Source organism: Pseudomonas sp. St386 (assembly GCF_018325865.1).
In the GTDB taxonomy this organism is placed as follows: domain Bacteria; phylum Pseudomonadota; class Gammaproteobacteria; order Pseudomonadales; family Pseudomonadaceae; genus Aquipseudomonas; species Aquipseudomonas brassicacearum.
This window is the reverse complement of record NZ_AP021900.1, coordinates 6,397,718-6,414,410: the sequence shown is the minus strand read 5'-3', so window position 1 is coordinate 6,414,410 and position 16,693 is coordinate 6,397,718. Positions and strand designations below refer to the sequence as shown.

The following is a 16,693-nucleotide window of genomic DNA, read 5'->3' as shown; positions in this document are numbered from 1 at the left end:
GTGTTCACGGGGCATGTGTTCACCAAAGATCCCTGTGGGAGCGAGCTTACTCGCGATGAGAGCGACGCAGTTTTTCAGGCCTGGTGTGTGATCCGCCCATCCATCAGGGTGTAACGCACCACCCCCGGCAGGCTATGGCCGAGGAACGGGCAGTTGTCACCCTTGGAACGCCAGGCTTCACCGGCCACGGTGGAGGCGGCGGGGTCGAACAGCACCAGGTCCGCCGCGGCGCCAACCGCGAGTTTCCCCGCCGGCAGTTGCAGCGCCTGGGCCGGGCCGGCGCTCAGGCGCGCCAGCAGGGTCGGCAGGTCCAGCAGACCGTCTTCCACCAGCGTCAAGGCCAGCGGCAGCAGCAGTTCGACGCTGCTGATGCCCGGCTCGGTGGCGCCGAACGGTGCCAGCTTGGCATCGCGTTCATGGGGTTGGTGATGGCTGGAGATGGCCGAAATCACCCCGGACTTCACCGCCTCACGCAGGCCATCGCGGTCGGCGCGGGTGCGCAGTGGCGGCTGGACGTGGTAGACGCTGTTGAAATCGATCAGCGCTTCGTCGGTCAGGATCAACTGGTACAGCGCCACATCGGCGGTCACCGGCAGGCCGCGGGCCTGGGCCTGGGCGATCAGTGCCGCACCGCGAGCACTGGTCAACTGGCTGAAGTGGGCGCGTACGCCGCTTTGCTCGACCAACAGCAGGTCCCGGGCCAGGGCCACGGTCTCGGCGGTTTCCGGGATGCCCGGCAGGCCGAGGAAACTGGCGGTCGGACCTTCGTGGGCCAGGCCACCTTCGGCCAGGTCGTGGTCCTGGGAGTTGAAGATCACCGTCAGCCCGAAGGTCGCCGCGTATTCCAGGGCGCGGCACAGGGTACGGGTGTTGCGGAAACTGTTCAGGCCGTTGCCGAACGCCACGCAACCGGCGTCACGCAGGGCGATGAGTTCGGCCAGTTGCTCGCCGTCCAGGCCCTTGCTCAGTGCGCCAATCGGGAAGACCTTGGTGTTGCCGGCCTCGCGGGCACGGTCGAGGATCAGTTCGGCCACGGCCGAGGTGTCCAGCACCGGTTTGGTCTGCGGCGGGCAGCACAGGCTGGTCACGCCACCGGCAGCGGCGGCCCGGGTTTCGCTGACGATACTGCCTTTGCGGCTGTAGCCCGGTTCGCGCAGGGCGACGTTCAGGTCCACCAGGCCGGGAGCGGCCACCAGGCCTTGGGCGTCGAGGGTCTCGACCGCGACGAAACCGGCCGGCGCCGCGCCAAGGGCGACGATCTTGCAGGCATCGATATGGATATCAGTCACTTGATCCAGGCCACTGGCTGGATCAATCACGCGTGCGCCGAGAATGCTGAGCTTCACTGGGCGTTCTCCTGGTCGAATTGGCGCTGGGCCGTTTGCCCGCTCATGGCCATGGACAGCACGGCCATGCGGATGGCGATGCCGTAAGTCACCTGGTTGAGAATCACCGAGTGCGGCCCGTCGGCCACCGCCGACTCGATCTCCACGCCGCGGTTGATCGGCCCCGGGTGCATGACGATAGCGTCCGGCTTGGCCCCGGCCAGGCGTGCGGTGGTCAGGCCGAACAGGCGGTAGAACTCGCCTTCGCTGGGCAGCAGGCCGCCGGTCATGCGCTCGCGTTGCAGGCGCAGCATGATCACCACGTCCACATCCTTGAGGCCTTCGGTCATGTCGGTGTAGACCTTCACGCCGTATTGCTCGACGCCGATGGGCAGCAGGGTTTTCGGCGCGATCACGCGGATGTCCGGGCAGCCGAGGGTCTTGAGGGCCAGCATGTTCGAGCGGGCCACCCGCGAGTGCAGGATGTCGCCGACGATGGCCACCGACAGGTTTTCGAAGCTGCCCTTGTGCCGACGGATGGTCAGCATGTCCAGCATGCCCTGGGTCGGGTGGGCGTGACGGCCGTCGCCGCCGTTGATGATCGCCACTTGCGGGCAGACGTGTTCGGCAATGAAGTGCGCCGCGCCGGAGTCGCCGTGGCGCACGACGAACATGTCGGCGGCCATGGCTTCGAGGTTGCGCAGGGTGTCGAGCAGGGTTTCACCCTTGCTCGCCGAGGACGTGGACACGTTGAGGGTGATCACGTCCGCCGACAGCCGTTGGGCCGCCAGTTCGAAGGTGGTGCGGGTGCGGGTGGAGTTTTCGAAGAACACGTTGCACACGGTCTTGCCGCGCAGCAACGGAACTTTCTTCACCGCCCGGGCACCGACTTCGAGAAACGAGTCGGCAGTGTCGAGGATTTCCGTCAGCAGCTCGCGGCGCAGGCCGTCGAGGGACAGGAAGTGCCGCAGCTGGCCCTGATCGTTGAGCTGCAGCGGGCGCTTGGTTTCGAGAGGCGTCATCGCGATGGACTCTTACAAGGGCAGTTAAAGGGCAAGGTCTTGCAGTTCGAGTTGCAGCGGCGACGGGCCGGAGAGCTTGACCCGCTCGTGGGCGGCCAGCGTCAGCGTCGCACCGACCACGTTCGGCCGGATCGGCAGCTCGGCGGCGTCCAGGTCCAGCAGGCACACCAGTGTCACGCTGGCCGGGCGGCCGTAGTCGAACAGTTCGTTCATGGCGGCGCGGATGGTCCGGCCGCTCATCAGCACGTCGTCGATCAGCACCAGGTGCTGGCCTTCGATCTCGAACGGCAGGGCTGAGGGGCGCACTTGTGGGTGCAGGCCGTTCTGGCTGAAATCGTCGCGGTAGAAGGACACGTCCAGGGTGCCCAACGGCGATTGGCTGCCCAGTGCTTCGAGCAAGGCCTGGGCGACCCAGACGCCACCGGTGCGAATACCGATGTAGCGCGGGTCGCTGATGCCGCGGTGTTCCAGGTGTGCCTTGAGACGAATCGCCATCTGGCTGATCAGTTCGGCAGGATTGGGCAGGCTCATGCTGGCTCCTTCAGGTTCCCGGGCCGGTGGTGAATGGCGCGGTCTATCGCTAAGAGAAAGCGCCTTGGCGGCGCTTTCAAAAAATCAGGTTTCGAACAGGGCGGCGTTGGCGTCGAGCCAACCTTGCAGCAGCAGGGCGGCGGCGATGGCGTCCACCGGGTTGTCGCGGTAACTGCCTTTCTGCCCGCCGCGCACCAGGCGCTCGCCCTTGGCCTCGAAGGTGGTCAGGCGCTCGTCATGGGTATAGAAGGGCAGGTTGTAGCGGCCATTGAGCCGGCGGGCGAATTTCTCGGCGCGCAGGCACATGTCACTGGGCGTGCCGTCCATGTTCAGCGGCAGGCCGACCACCACGGCATCGGGTTTCCACTCCTTGATCAGCGCTTCGACCTGGTTCCAGTCCGGAACGCCATTCTGCGCCTTCAAGGTGCACAACTCGCGGGCCTGGCCGGTAATGACCTGGCCGACCGCTACGCCGATCTGTTTGGTGCCGTAATCGAAGCCCAGCAGCAAGCGCAGGGCCATCAGGCGTGTCCTGCCTGGCTGGTGAGCAGGCTGAGGTTGACCCCCAACCGGCTGGCCGCCGCTTCCAGGCGTAATTCGCTGCTGGTGTTGAACAGGATGTCGGCGTCGAACGGGCAGGTCAGCCAGGCGTTGTCGGCCAGTTCGGCTTCCAGTTGCCCGGGTTCCCAACCGGCATAGCCGAGGGCGATCAGGCTTTTCTCAGGGCCGACGCCGTCGGCGATGGCGAACAGCACGTCCTGGGAGGTGGACAGCGACACCCCGTCCAGATCCACGGTGGCCTGATATTTGGGGCCCGACGGATGGAGCACGAAACCGCGGTCGGTCTGCACCGGGCCGCCGATGAAAATCGGCACATGCTGGCACAAGAGTGGCGGTTCCACTTCGGGGCGCAACTGCTCCAGGATGTCCGCCAGGTTCAATTCCTGCGGGCGATTGATTACCAGCCCCATGGCCCCATTGGCCGTGTGCTCGACGATGTAGGTCAAGGTGTGGGCAAAATTCGGATCGGCCATGTGCGGCATGGCAATCAGGAAGTGATGCTTGAGGTAGGTGGGGCTGACGTTTTTCATAGGCGCTAGTGTGGCGGGGCGGGGGCGAACTGACAAGCCGGGAAATGCCTGAGACTGTCACCAATCCCCTGTGGGAGCGAGCTGTGTGGGAGCAAAGCTTGCTCGCGATCCAGGCGCTGCGGTCCTCAAGAGACTGCGGCGTTTTCATCGCGGGCAAGCCTTGCTCCCAGACAGCTCGCTCCCACATTCGATCTGGGGTGAGCCTGCAGGGCTCGGCGGCGGTTCAGTTACTGGAGAGCTTGTCGCCGCGGGCGAACTTCCAGGTGCGGATGATTTCCAGCCGGTCGATGTCCGACAAGTCCCCGGTAAACGGCGCGAACGGTGCGGCCAGGCGTACGATCCGTTGGGCCGCCTGGTCCAGCAGCGGCTGGCCGGAAGACTCGAGCACCAGCACTTCATACAGCGAGCCGTCACGGTTGATCGAGACCATTAGCCGCAGGTTGCCGTAGATCTGTTTGCGCCGGGCTTCGTCGGGGTAGTTGAGGTTGCCGATGCGCTCGACCTTCTTGCGCCACTCGTCCTTGTACCAGGCGCCCTTGTCGCGCATGGTCGAGGCGGCGCTCAGGCGGTGGATGCGCGGGCGCTTGGCGTAGAGCTGTTGCTCCTGGGCCAGTTCGGCCTCCAGGCTGGCGATGTCGCTGGACAACTGTGAGCTGTCGAAGGTGGGTTCGGGGGCCTTGGGTTTGGGATCAGGCTTGACCTCTTCCTTGACCGGGGCCTTTTTCGGCTTCGGCGCCACGGTGGTCACGGCTGCCTTGGGCGCCGTCTCCTGCACTTCGGGCTTGGCCGCTGGCGGCGGGGTGACTTTCTGCACCGTATTGTCCTGGAACGGCGCGATCTCGGTGGTCTTGGGGATCGCCTTTTTTTCCAGGGTGCCGCTGCCTTGCTGGTTTTCCTGGGCGAGGAAGTCGGCCTTCTTGGGCTTGGTCTCGCTCTTGAAGGTGGCCAGGGTGATTTCCAGGGTCTGGCTGATCTGCTTGGGCTCGACCGTGGCAAAACCGACGCCCAGCAGCAGGGCCAGGTGGATCAACGCCGCCAGGAACAGGGTAAAACCGAGGCGATCAGCCGGGCGCACGCTACGATGGGCGAGCTCTTGGGGCAGATCGGACGGGAGTGTCATGACAAGGAAACCAACATCGCGTTTTTTTCAGGCCGGGCATGATAACGCAATGTGGGTTTCCTTCAGCAGATCTGGATCAACGAGCCTTGAGCTTCTGATCGATGGCATCCATCAGCATGCCACCGATGTCGGTGCCAAAGGCATTGTCGATTTCGCGGATGCAGGTCGGGCTGGTGACGTTGATCTCCGTCAGGTGCTCGCCGATTACGTCCAGGCCCACGAACAGCAGGCCTTTTTCGCGCAGGGTCGGGCCGACCTGGGCGGCGATCCAGCGATCCTTGTCGGTCAACGGACGCGCCTCGCCACGCCCGCCAGCCGCCAGGTTGCCGCGGGTTTCGCCGGCTGCCGGGATGCGCGCCAGGCAATAGTCCACCGGTTCGCCGTCGATCATCAGGATGCGTTTGTCGCCATCGACGATGGCCGGCAGGTAACCCTGGATCATGATCTGCTGCTTGCCGTGCAAGGTCAGGGTTTCCAGGATCACCGAGAGGTTCGGGTGGCCAGCGGTGTGCCGGAAGATCGAGGAGCCGCCCATGCCGTCCAGAGGCTTGAGGATCACGTCGCCGTGATGGTCGGCAAATTCGCGCAACACGTCCGGGCGACGGCTGACGATGGTCGGCGGCGTGCATTGCGGGAACAGCGTGGCGAACAGCTTTTCGTTGCAGTCGCGCAGGCTCTGGGGCTTGTTGACCACCAGCACGCCGGCGTTTTCAGCCTGTTCCAGCAGGTAGGTGGAGTACACGAACTCCATGTCGAACGGCGGATCCTTGCGCATCAGGATCACGTCCAGGTCGCTCAGCAGCGCGTCGCTCTCGGTGCCCAGCTCAAACCACTTCTCGGGGTTGGCGAAGACTTTCAACGGTTTCATTCGCGCCCGAGCCTGGCCTTCGGCCTGGTAGAGGTCGCGCTGTTCCATGTAGAACAGCTCCCAGCCGCGCTTCTGAGCGGCCAGCAGCATGGCCAGCGAGCTATCCTTTTTATAGGAAATGCTGGCGATAGGGTCCATGACAATGCCGACGCGTACGCTCATGGCTTGGTTCCTCGAAATGTGATGGGCACATATTGGCGTGAAAAAGTGGCGTCAGAGTGGCGCCCGGAAGATTGGCGGTCAAGGAAAAACCACCGCGCCGAGCGGCCGATAGATCGGCGATGGAGACTGTGCTAAAAAGGCTGCCATGTGACGTGCGGGCCTTGAACATCAAGGGTTTGCGCTGTCGATCACACTTACGCGTTAAAAACCGGTTCGCAGTGGCAATGGCAGAGCATCTCACGCAGCAGCAACCCAGCGCCTTGAAGGTCATGGTCATCGACGACTCGAAGACCATCCGCCGCACCGCCGAAACCCTGCTGCGCAACGTGGGCTGCGAGGTGATCACGGCCGTCGATGGCTTCGATGCCCTGGCCAAGATCGCCGACCATCATCCGGGCATCATTTTTGTCGACATCATGATGCCGCGCCTTGATGGCTACCAGACCTGTGCCCTGATCAAGAACAACAGCGCGTTCAAGGCCACGCCGGTGATCATGCTGTCGTCTCGCGACGGGTTGTTCGACAAGGCCAAGGGACGCATCGTCGGTTCCGATCAGTTTTTGACCAAGCCGTTCAGCAAGGAAGAACTGCTGGGCGCGATACAGGCCCATGTTCCGGGCTTTGCCGCTGTCCAGCCGCACCAGGCACATTAATGACACTTGGCCAACGGGCCTGGGGTCAACAAGAAAATGGGGAACACCATGGCACGAGTTCTGATCGTCGATGATTCGCCGACTGAAATGTATAAATTGACCGGCATGCTGGAAAAGCACGGCCATCAGGTCCTGAAAGCCGAGAATGGCGCCGATGGTGTGGCCCTGGCCCGCCAGGAAAAACCCGATGCGGTGCTGATGGACATCGTCATGCCCGGCCTCAACGGTTTCCAGGCAACGCGCCAGCTGACCAAGGACCCGGACACCGGCCACATCCCCGTGATCATCATCACCACCAAGGACCAGGACACCGACAAGGTCTGGGGTACGCGCCAAGGGGCGAAGGACTACCTGACCAAACCGGTGGACGAAGAAACCCTGATCGCGACCCTGAACAAAGTGCTGGCGGGCTGACGGTGCGGCCATGAGCCAATCCCTGACCGCATTCGAACTGCTGCTGCAGATCGACCGGCGTTGCCGGTTGCTGGGGGCGGACCTGCCCTCCCAGCCGACCCATCGCGCCGGTTGGAGCGGCATTGGCTTTCGCTTGGGCGAGCACTGGTACGTAGCGCCGATGGGTGAAGTCAGCGAAGTGCTGCACGAACCACGTCACACGCATTTGCCCGGGGTCAAGCCGTGGGTGCGTGGAGTGGCTAACCTGCGCGGGCGTTTGTTGCCGTTGATGGACTTGTGCGGGTTCTTTGGCCACGAGCTGTCGACCGTGCGCAAGCAGCGGCGCGTGTTGGTGGTGGATCACGACGAGGTGTTCGCCGGGTTGTTGGTGGACGAGGTCCTTGGGCTGCAGCATTTTGCCCAGGACAGCCTGGAACCGACGCTGGTGGACGACCTCGACGGCCCGGAAGCGGCCTTCGTCAAGGGCCGGTTTGGCGGTGAGCGCGAGTGGCAAGTGTTCAGCCCGTTTGCCCTGGCGCGGTCGCCGGGGTTCATGGATGTGGCGATTTAACGAGATGCAGCGCAGGCCCCCTCTGGGAGCGAGCCGGTGGGAGCACAGCTTGCTCGCGATGGCGGTGCCTCGGTTGGCGAGAAAACTGTGTCGTTCTCATCGCGGGCAAGCCTTGCTCCCACAGAGCCGCACTGGTTGAGCAGGCTGCACGACAAAGGCTTGCTTACAGTCAATAGCTGTAAGTTGGATTGGGCAGTACAGGCGAGAACCGATGATCAAAGCAAAAACAGGCAAGCCACTGGAAGCGTCGCGCAGTCGTTCGCAGATCATCGTGCTGTTCGTCGCGCTGATCGTCTTCATCATGCTGCTGTTCGCCAACTTCGCTTACCTCAACACCCAATCCACCTATGACAAACAGTACATCGGCCATGCCGGCGAGCTGCGGGTGCTGTCCCAGCGCATCGCCAAGAACGCCACCGAGGCCGCCGCCGGCAAGCCCGCGGCGTTCAAGCTGCTGAGCGATGCGCGCAATGACTTCGCCCAGCGCTGGGGCTCCCTGAAACAGGGCGACCCGGTCACCGGCCTGCCCCCTGCGCCGGCCACCCTGCGTCCGCAGATGCGCGCCGTGCAGCTGGATTGGGAGCGCCTGCTAAAGAACACCGATGCCATCCTCTCCAGCGAACAGACCGTGCTGTCGCTGCACCAGGTGGCGGCGACCCTGGCCGAAACCGTGCCGCAGTTGCAGGTCGAGTACGAAAAAGTCGTCGAGATCCTGCTGCAACGCGGCGCGCCGGCCGCCCAGGTGGCCATGGCCCAGCGCCAGTCGCTGCTGGCCGAGCGGATCCTCGGCGCGGTGAATACCGTGCTGGCGGGGGACGAAAACGCCAGCCAGGCCGCCGACACCTTCGGTCGCGACGCCGCGCGTTTTGGCCAGGTGCTCAATGGCATGTTGCAAGGTGACCCGGCCCTGAAGATATCCCAGGTCCAGGACCGCGATGCCCGGGCACGCCTGAGCGAAATCAGCGAGCTCTTCGAGTTCGTCTCCGGTTCGGTGGACGAAATCCTCGAGACCTCCCCGGAGCTGTTCAAGGTCCGCGAATCGGCCGGCAACATCTTCAACCTGTCGCAGACCCTGCTCGACGAGGCTTCGCACCTGGCCACGGCCTTCGAAAACCTCGCCGGCGGGCGTTCCGTCAATACCATCGGCGGCTATGTGCTGGGTTTGCTGGCGCTGATGTCGATCATCCTGATTGGCCTGGTGATGGTCCGCGAAACCAACCGCCAGTTGCACGAAACCGCACAAAAGAACGAGCGCAACCAGAACGCGATCATGCGGTTGCTGGATGAAATCGAAGACCTGGCCGATGGCGACCTGACCGTCACTGCTTCGGTCACCGAGGACTTCACCGGCACCATCGCCGACTCCATCAATTACTCGGTGGACCAACTGCGCGACCTGGTGGCGACCATCAACCTCACCGCCGGCCAGGTCGCCGCTGCGGTGCAGGAAACCCAGGCCACGGCGATGCACCTGGCCCAGGCCTCCGAGCACCAGGCCCAGCAAATTTCCGAAGCTTCGACTTCAATTAATGAAATGGCCCAGTCCATCGACCAGGTATCGGCCAATGCCGCCGAGTCGTCGGCGGTGGCCGAGCGGTCGGTGGAGATTGCCAACAAGGGCAACGAGGTGGTGCACAACACCATTCATGGCATGGACAACATTCGCGAGCAGATCCAGGACACCGCCAAGCGCATCAAGCGCCTGGGTGAGTCATCCCAGGAAATCGGCGACATTGTCAGCCTGATCGACGACATCGCCGACCAGACCAACATCCTGGCCCTCAACGCCGCCATCCAGGCGTCCATGGCCGGTGATGCCGGGCGCGGGTTCGCGGTGGTGGCCGATGAAGTACAGCGCCTGGCCGAGCGCTCTTCGGCGGCGACCCGGCAAATCGAGACCCTGGTGCGGGCGATCCAGGCCGATACCAACGAGGCGGTAATTTCCATGGAGCAGACCACCACCGAAGTGGTGCGCGGTGCGCGACTGGCCCAGGACGCCGGCGTTGCCCTGGAAGAAATCGAAGGCGTGTCCAAGACCCTGGCGGCGCTGATCCAGAGCATTTCCAATGCGGCGCAGCAACAGACCACCTCGGCGGGGCAGATTTCCTTGACCATGAACGTGATCCAGCAGATCACTTCGCAGACTTCATCCGGTTCCACCGCCACTGCCGAGAGCATTGGCAACCTGGCGAAAATGGCCAGCCAGCTGCGTCGTTCGGTGTCGGGGTTCACGTTGCCGGCGGCAGCGGCTGGCGATGAGGAAAAGGGGTGACCAACCGGATCCATCCGTTGGAAAAGGCTTTTTGTGGCGAGGAGGTTTCTGTGGGAGCAAGGCTTGCCCGCGATGAAGATAACGCGGTTCTTCGGGAACCGAGGTGTTTGCATCGCGAGCAAGCTTTGCTCCCACAGGTAAATCCCTTCCCCGCGGGCGTGTTGTGTTCTCCTGATTGGAGTGGTTATGGGTGATCGGCACGACTATGTGGCCCTGGAATGGGTCAAGGGCGAGATTGCCGAAACGCTGAAGCAGGCTCATCTGGCCCTCAACCGCCTGGTGGACGATCCGCAGGCGTCGGACGCCCTCGGGCAATGCCTGGCCTGCATTCACCAGGTCCACGGCGGCCTGCAGATGGTCGAATTCTACGGCGCGGCGCTGCTGGCCGAGGAGATGGAGCAACTGTGCGCCGCCCTGCAGGACAACCGCGTCACCCATCGCGACGAAGCCATCAGCCTGTTGAGCCAGGCCCTGGGGCAGTTGCCGATCTACCTGGACCGCGTACAAGGTGCCCGTCGCGATCTGCCGCTGGTGGTGCTGCCCTTGATCAACGACCTGCGCAGTGCCCGGGGCGAAAGCCTGTTGTCGGAAACCAGTCTGTTCAGCCCCGAGTTGCCCGATATTGCGCCGCTCAGCGACGAGGCCTTGCAGCGCCTCGAACCCGCTGACCTGCCAAACACCTTGCGCAAATTGCGCCAGACCCTGCAAATGGCCCTGGTGGGCCTGCTGCGCGAACAGGACGACGCAACCCACCTCGGTTACCTGGCCAAGGTCTTCCATCGCCTGGAAACCTTGTGTACTGGGGCGCCGCTCAATGCGTTATGGCAGGTGGCCTCGGCGCTGGTCGAAGGCATGCGTGACGGACGTATCGCCAACAGCCCGGCGCTGCGCAGCCTGTTCAAGGAAGCCGACAAGGAACTCAAGCGCCTGCTGGACCAAGGCATGCCAGGCATCAATCAGCCGGCACCGCCCCACCTGCTCAAGAGTTTGTTGTTCTATATTGCCAAGGCCGAACATCCCAGCGGGCAGATGCAGATCATGAAAGAACGCTACTCACTGGACGACGCGCTGCCCGACAGCGCCATGGTCGACGAAGAACGCGCGCGCCTGGCCGGGCCCGACCGCGATGCCATGCGCTCGGTGCTTGCCGCGCTGTGCGAGGAACTGGTGCGGGTCAAGGAGCGCCTGGACCTGTTCGTGCGCAGCGATCGCCAGCACGCCTCGGAGCTGGACAGCCTGTTGGCGCCGCTGCGGCAGATCGCCGACACCCTGGCGGTGCTCGGTTTTGGCCAGCCACGCAAGGTCATCATCGATCAACTGGCCGTGGTCCTGAGCCTCGCCCAGGGCCAGCGCAAGCCGGATGACGCGACCCTCATGGACGTCGCCGGGGCCTTGCTCTACGTCGAGGCGACGCTGGCCGGCATGGTCGGCACCGTCGAGCCCGAGAGCCGCGAAGACACCCACCTGCCCACCACCGACCTGACCCAGATCCACCAGATCGTCATCAAGGAAGCCCACACCTGCCTGCAACAGGCCAAGGACATGATCGTCGACTACATCGACGCGGACTGGAACCGCGAGCAACTGCAGCCCTTGCCGGCGTTGCTGACCCAGGTGCGTGGCGCGCTGGCGATGATTCCCCTGAGTCGTGCCGCCAGCCTGGTGGAGGCTTGCAACGGTTTCATCCGCGAGCATCTGCTGCTGGATCAGGCCCAGCCGGGCTGGGAAGAACTCGACCACCTGGCTGACGTGATCACCGGTCTCGAATACTACCTGGAGCGCTTGAGCGAGGACCCGGAAACCCCCGGCGAGCCGTTGCTCGACGGGGTCGAGCGGAGCTTGGCTGCGCTCGGTTATTTTCCTGACGAAGCGCGGGTGCCGGTGCTCGACGATGTATTGAGCCCCAACGAAGCCCAGGTCATGCAGGACTTGCAGGAATGGGACGACCCGCAGACGGTGCAATCCTTGGCCGAGGTGCTGGCCAGCCCGATCTCGGCGGTCAATCCGCCAGCCAAGAGCACCCCGGGCAGCCTGTTGCCGCCACCGTTGGATGAAAGTCCGGTGGACGATGAGTTGCGCGAGGTCTTCCTCGAGGAAACCGGCGAGGTGCTGGACGTCCTGCGTGAATACCTGCCGCGCTGGAGTGCGCATCCCGACGACCACGGCGCCCTGAGCGAACTGCGCCGGGCCTTCCACACCCTCAAGGGCAGTGGCCGGATGGTCCGGGCGCTGGTGCTGGGTGAACTGGCCTGGGCCGTGGAAAACCTGCTCAACCGGGTCCTGGAGCGCAGCGTCGAGCCGCAGGCCTCGGTCCGTCAGTTGATTGAGGACACGGTGCAGTTGTTGCCGGCCCTGGTGGCCGAATTCGCCGCCAATCACCAGCGCCAGCGCGACGACGTCGACCGCTTGGCCGCCCGCGCGCATGTCCTGGCCAAGGGCGGCGATGAGAAGGATGAAGACGAGCAGGACGTGGCCGCCCTCGATCCGCTGCTGTTGAAGATCTTCGACAGCGAAGCCCAGGGCCACCTCGCCAGCCTCAATCGCTTTCTCGATCAGTCGGCCGACCACCTGCCCCTGCAGGCCAGTGATGAGTTGCAGCGGGCCTTGCATACGCTCAAGGGCAGCGCGTCGATGGCCGGCGTGCTGCCGATCGCCGAGCTGGCCGGGGCGATGGATGAGCTGGCCCGGGAATACCGGGCGCATCTGATTGCCCTCGATCTGGATGAGGTCGAATTGCTGCTGGAAGCCGAAGGGCTGCTGCGCCGGGGCCTGCGCCAGTTGCACAGCGAGCCGCTGGCAGCGATCCCTGGCGCCGAGGATCTGATCCAGCGCGCCCAGGCCCTGCTGGCCGAGCGTCTGCACGCCGCCAACAGCGCGCCGGACAAAGCGCTGCGGACCAAGCGCGACCCACAACTGATCAACAACTTCCTAGCCCAGGGCATGGACATCCTGCTGGACGCCGAAAGCCTCTTGCAGCGCTGGCAGCAGCACCCCGGCGAAGGCCAGGAACTGAGTGCGCTGCTCGATGAGCTGACCACCCTCGGCGAAGGCGCGCACCTGGCCGACTTGCACCCGGTGGACGAACTCTGCGAAGCCTTGCTCGACCTTTACGGTGCGGTAGAGGAAAGCAGCCTGGCGGTCAGCGATGAATTTTTCCAGGAAGCCCAGCGCGCCCATGAAGCGCTGATCGATATGCTCGATGAGCTGGCGGCCGGGCAGCATGTGCATCCGCAGCCCGAGCGGGTACAGGCCCTGCGTCGCTTGCTTCAGGAGAGCCTTGATCCATCGGCCACCGGCCTGATCCGCAGCGACGGCAGCCGCACCCTGAGCATCCGCGAACTGGGCCACGCGACGGCGGAAATGGAGCGTGACGCGCCCGTCGATACCTCGATGGAAGATGACCTCGCGGCGATTTTCCTCGAAGAAGCCCAAGACATCCTCGAAAGCGCCGCCCAGGCCTTGCAACGCTGGTTGGCCGATCCGGATAACGGCGCACCGCTGTCCTCGCTGCAACGTGACTTGCACACCCTCAAGGGCGGTGCGCGAATGGCCGACATCCGGCCGGTGAGCGACCTGGCCCAGGAGTTGGAAAACCTTTACGAAGGACTGGTGGACCGCCGCTACAGCTACAGCGAGGAACTGGCGCAACTGCTTGCCAGCAGCCACGAACGCCTCGACCTGTTGCTCGGGCAGTTGCAACAGGGCCAGCCGTTGGGCGATCCCGTTGCGCTGATCGACGCCATTCGACGGTTCCGCCAGGACAAGCCGAACGCCATCGAGACGAGCGCAGCGGCCCAGGCCGACGGCGCCGGCCATGATCCCGAGTTGCTGGAAATCTTCCTTGAAGAAGGCTTCGACATCCTCGACAGCTCGGGCGCGGCGCTGCTGCGCTGGCAGGAAGAACCGTCGAATCGCCAGGCCGTGGAAACCTTGCTGCGGGATTTGCACACCCTCAAGGGCGGTGCGCGCATGGTGGAAATCGGACCCATCGGCGACCTGGCCCACGAGTTGGAAAATCTCTACGAAGGCCTGTCGGCAGGCCTGCTTCAGCCGACCCCGGCGCTGTTCACTTTGTTGCAAAGCAGTCATGACCGATTGGCGCAGATGCTCGATGCAGTACGCGCAGGCCACCCGTGCCCGTTGGCGGACCGACTGATCGCGCAGATCCAGGCGGTGAATCATCCCCAGGAGAATGCTGCACCGCAGGCTGTCTCGGCGCCGGAACCGGTGCCCACTCCCATCGTCAGCCCGCCTGCGGCGCCTGCAAGACCGGACCCCAGCGCAGCGGGCGACGGTGCGGACATGGTCAAGGTATCCGCCGAACTGCTCGACGACCTGGTGAACCTGGCGGGCGAAACGTCGATCTTCCGTGGGCGTATCGAACAGCAGGTCAACGACGGGCGCGTGGCCCTGGGCGAAATGGAAACCACCATCGAGCGCATGCGCGATCAGTTGCGGCGCCTGGATACCGAAACCCAGGGGCGGATTCTCAGCCGGCAACAGGTGGAGGCCGAGCGCCTGGGCTATGAAGAGTTCGACCCGCTGGAGATGGACCGCCACTCCCAGTTGCAGCAGTTGTCCCGGGCACTGTTCGAGTCCGCCTCGGACTTGCTTGAGCTCAAGGAAACCCTCGACCGCAGCAATCACGATGCCGAGGTCCTGCTGCAACAGCAGGGGCGTATCAACACCGAGCTCCAGGAAGGCCTGATGCGTACGCGCATGGTGCCGTTCGAGCGCATGCTGCCACGGCTCAAGCGCATCGTCCGGCAAGTGGCGCAGGAGCTGGGCAAGGACGTGGAATTCCTGGTCGGCAACGCCGACGGCGAGATGGACCGTAACGTGCTGGAGCGCATGGCTGCACCTCTTGAACATATGCTGCGCAACGCCGTCGACCACGGCCTGGAGCCGGCTGACGTGCGCATCGCCGCCGGCAAGCCGGCCCGAGGACGTATCAGCCTCGATCTGTCCCGGGAAGGCGGCGACATCATTTTCGACATCCGCGACGACGGTGCCGGGGTGCCGCTGGAGGCTGTGCGGAACAAGGCGATCAAACGTGGCTTGCTGGCGCCGGACAGCGACATCAGCGAGCGCGACGTGCTGCAGTTCATCTTGCAACCAGGGTTTTCCACGGCCGAGAAAATCACCCAGATATCCGGGCGCGGTGTCGGCATGGACGTGGTCCACGAAGAGGTTCGGCAACTGGGCGGCAGCATGGTCATCGATTCCACGCCGGGGCAGGGCGTGAATTTCCGCATTCGCCTGCCGTTTACCGTGGCGGTGAACCGGGCGTTGATGGTGCACTGTCACGAAGACCAATACGCGATCCCGCTGAACACCATCGAGAGCATTGTCCGGGTGTTGCCCGCCGAACTGGACGGCTATTACCAGCTCGACCCGCCGACCTACACCTATGCCGGGCAGCGTTACGAGTTGTGCTACCTCGGTGAGCTATTGAAAACCGGCGCCCGGCCGAAACTGCTGGGCCAGAGCCAGCCCTTGCCGGTGCTGCTGGTGCAGTGCAACGAGCGGCACGTCGCCGTGCAGGTGGACGCTACCGCCGGGACCCGGGAGATCGTGGTCAAGAGCCTCGGCCCGCAGTTCTCGGCGGTACAGGGCCTGTCCGGGGCGACGATCCTGGGGGACGGCCGGGTGGTGTTGATTCTCGACCTGCTCGCGCCGATCCGCGCCTTGCCCCACCAGGTCCCGCGCCGCCAAGTGCCGATAGAAGGCGAGGGCGAATCGCAACGGCCGCTGCTGGTGCTGGTGGTGGACGACTCGGTGACCGTGCGCAAGGTCACCAGTCGCCTGCTGGAACGCCACGGCATGCACGTCCTGACCGCCAAGGATGGCGTGGATGCCATGGCGCTGCTGGCCGAGCACGCCCCGGACCTGATGCTGCTGGACATCGAGATGCCGCGCATGGACGGCTTCGAAGTGGCCACGCAAGTGCGCAACGACCCGCGCCTGGCGCATTTGCCGATCATCATGATCACCTCCCGCACCGGCCAGAAACACCGCGACCGTGCCATGGCCATCGGCGTCAACGACTACCTGGGCAAGCCGTACCAGGAATCGGTGCTGCTCGACAGCATCGCGTACTGGAGCAAAACCCATGCATGACCTGCATCTTCACTCGCGCACCAGCCCACTCACCGGCCTGTTGTTGCCATTGGCTGACCGGCATCTGGTGTTGCCCAACGTGGCCGTGGCCGAACTGATCGACTACCAGAGCAGCGTATTCGATATGGACACCCCGCCGTGGTTCCTGGGCTGGGTGAGCTGGCGTGAACGGCAAATCCCGTTGCTGAGCTTCGAGTCGGCCTGCGGCCAGAAGACCGTGATTGGCGAGCGAGTGCGCATCGTCGTGCTCAACGCCCTCGGCGGACGGCCGGAGCTGCGTTTCATAGCGCTGCTGGTGCAAGGCATCCCACGCTCCTACAAGCTCGACAGCCAGTTGAGCTACGTCGACGTGCCGCTGTGCGGGTTGGAACAGGCGGCGGTGCAAGTTGGGGAACACGTGGCGAAAGTGCCGGATTTGTTGGCACTGGAGGAGTTGGTGATGGCTGCGGGCCTGATTCAGCCCCACAAACCCTGAGGCATACGAATTCCCAATGTGGGAGCGAGCTTGCTCGCGATGGCGGCCTGACAGCTGGCCAAAATTTTGTTGATCGGGTACATATCCATT

The 16,693-nt window shown here is 64.1% G+C and carries 13 protein-coding genes; 6 read left to right on the top strand and 7 right to left on the bottom strand.

Annotated elements, in window-relative coordinates; all coding sequences use genetic code 11:
• Positions 1-74 precede the first annotated feature (74 nt).
• The 7 genes from KI235_RS28455 to gshB form a co-directional block, all read right to left on the bottom strand.
• Positions 75-1,346: a dihydroorotase gene (locus KI235_RS28455; protein WP_013694464.1), complete on the bottom strand. Its 1,272-nt coding sequence runs from the start codon at positions 1,344-1,346 to the stop codon at positions 75-77.
• The gene (locus tag KI235_RS28450; protein ID WP_003177495.1) at positions 1,343-2,347 is read right to left on the bottom strand and encodes an aspartate carbamoyltransferase catalytic subunit; all 1,005 of its coding nucleotides are present in this window, start codon (positions 2,345-2,347) and stop codon (positions 1,343-1,345) included. Before KI235_RS28450 ends, KI235_RS28455 begins: the two co-directional genes overlap by 4 nt.
• Before the next feature lie 24 nt (positions 2,348-2,371).
• Positions 2,372-2,878, bottom strand: a complete 507-nt coding sequence (gene pyrR / locus KI235_RS28445) for a bifunctional pyr operon transcriptional regulator/uracil phosphoribosyltransferase PyrR (RefSeq protein ID WP_003206474.1) — start codon at positions 2,876-2,878, stop codon at positions 2,372-2,374.
• Positions 2,879-2,962: 84 nt separating this feature from the next.
• Positions 2,963-3,400: a Holliday junction resolvase RuvX gene (gene ruvX / locus KI235_RS28440; RefSeq protein WP_003177497.1), complete on the bottom strand. Its 438-nt coding sequence runs from the start codon at positions 3,398-3,400 to the stop codon at positions 2,963-2,965.
• A complete protein-coding gene (locus KI235_RS28435; protein WP_003206472.1) occupies positions 3,400-3,969 on the bottom strand; it encodes a YqgE/AlgH family protein in 570 nt (189 codons plus the stop codon). Before KI235_RS28435 ends, ruvX begins: the two co-directional genes overlap by 1 nt.
• 223 nt (positions 3,970-4,192) lie before the next feature.
• Positions 4,193-5,089: an energy transducer TonB gene (locus KI235_RS28430; RefSeq protein WP_003206470.1), complete on the bottom strand. Its 897-nt coding sequence runs from the start codon at positions 5,087-5,089 to the stop codon at positions 4,193-4,195.
• A gap of 76 nt (positions 5,090-5,165) precedes the next feature.
• Complete coding sequence (gene gshB / locus KI235_RS28425) at positions 5,166-6,119, bottom strand: glutathione synthase (RefSeq protein ID WP_003206468.1); 954 nt, start codon at positions 6,117-6,119, stop codon at positions 5,166-5,168.
• Between the two features lie 224 nt (positions 6,120-6,343).
• Between gshB and KI235_RS28420 the strand changes: the two genes are divergently transcribed.
• The 6 genes from KI235_RS28420 (at position 6,344) to KI235_RS28395 (ending at position 16,603) form a co-directional block, all read left to right on the top strand.
• A complete protein-coding gene (locus KI235_RS28420; protein ID WP_003206467.1) occupies positions 6,344-6,772 on the top strand; it encodes a response regulator in 429 nt (142 codons plus the stop codon).
• Between the two features lie 48 nt (positions 6,773-6,820).
• The gene (pilH, locus tag KI235_RS28415; RefSeq protein ID WP_003206465.1) at positions 6,821-7,186 is read left to right on the top strand and encodes a twitching motility response regulator PilH; all 366 of its coding nucleotides are present in this window, start codon (positions 6,821-6,823) and stop codon (positions 7,184-7,186) included.
• 10 nt (positions 7,187-7,196) lie between these two features.
• Complete coding sequence (locus KI235_RS28410) at positions 7,197-7,736, top strand: chemotaxis protein CheW (RefSeq protein WP_003206464.1); 540 nt, start codon at positions 7,197-7,199, stop codon at positions 7,734-7,736.
• A 211-nt stretch (positions 7,737-7,947) separates the two neighbouring features.
• A complete protein-coding gene (locus KI235_RS28405) occupies positions 7,948-10,008 on the top strand; it encodes a methyl-accepting chemotaxis protein (RefSeq protein ID WP_003206462.1) in 2,061 nt (686 codons plus the stop codon).
• Positions 10,009-10,194: 186 nt separating this feature from the next.
• On the top strand, positions 10,195-16,128 hold the full coding sequence (locus KI235_RS28400) for an Hpt domain-containing protein (RefSeq protein WP_212795393.1): 5,934 nt from the start codon (positions 10,195-10,197) through the stop codon (positions 16,126-16,128).
• Positions 16,121-16,603 (top strand): chemotaxis protein CheW, encoded by a 483-nt coding sequence (locus KI235_RS28395; protein WP_003206459.1) that lies wholly within the window; start codon positions 16,121-16,123, stop codon positions 16,601-16,603. The genes KI235_RS28400 and KI235_RS28395 overlap by 8 nt, the downstream gene beginning before the upstream one ends.
• Positions 16,604-16,693 lie beyond the last annotated feature (90 nt).

Bases quoted from the DNA above. Each gene is read 5' to 3' on its own strand.
- pyrR (WP_003206474.1), bottom strand. From the start codon at position 2,878: ATGAGCCTGCCCAATCCTGCCGAACTGATCAGCCAGATGGCGATTCGT.
- pilH (WP_003206465.1), top strand. From the start codon at position 6,821: ATGGCACGAGTTCTGATCGTCGATGATTCGCCGACTGAAATGTATAAA.
- KI235_RS28430 (WP_003206470.1), bottom strand. From the start codon at position 5,089: ATGACACTCCCGTCCGATCTGCCCCAAGAGCTCGCCCATCGTAGCGTG.
- KI235_RS28450 (WP_003177495.1), bottom strand. From the start codon at position 2,347: ATGACGCCTCTCGAAACCAAGCGCCCGCTGCAGCTCAACGATCAGGGC.
- ruvX (WP_003177497.1), bottom strand. From the start codon at position 3,400: ATGGCCCTGCGCTTGCTGCTGGGCTTCGATTACGGCACCAAACAGATC.
- KI235_RS28410 (WP_003206464.1), top strand. From the start codon at position 7,197: ATGAGCCAATCCCTGACCGCATTCGAACTGCTGCTGCAGATCGACCGG.
- KI235_RS28420 (WP_003206467.1), top strand. From the start codon at position 6,344: ATGGCAGAGCATCTCACGCAGCAGCAACCCAGCGCCTTGAAGGTCATG.
- KI235_RS28395 (WP_003206459.1), top strand. From the start codon at position 16,121: ATGCATGACCTGCATCTTCACTCGCGCACCAGCCCACTCACCGGCCTG.
- KI235_RS28405 (WP_003206462.1), top strand. From the start codon at position 7,948: ATGATCAAAGCAAAAACAGGCAAGCCACTGGAAGCGTCGCGCAGTCGT.
- KI235_RS28400 (WP_212795393.1), top strand. From the start codon at position 10,195: ATGGGTGATCGGCACGACTATGTGGCCCTGGAATGGGTCAAGGGCGAG.
- KI235_RS28435 (WP_003206472.1), bottom strand. From the start codon at position 3,969: ATGAAAAACGTCAGCCCCACCTACCTCAAGCATCACTTCCTGATTGCC.
- gshB (WP_003206468.1), bottom strand. From the start codon at position 6,119: ATGAGCGTACGCGTCGGCATTGTCATGGACCCTATCGCCAGCATTTCC.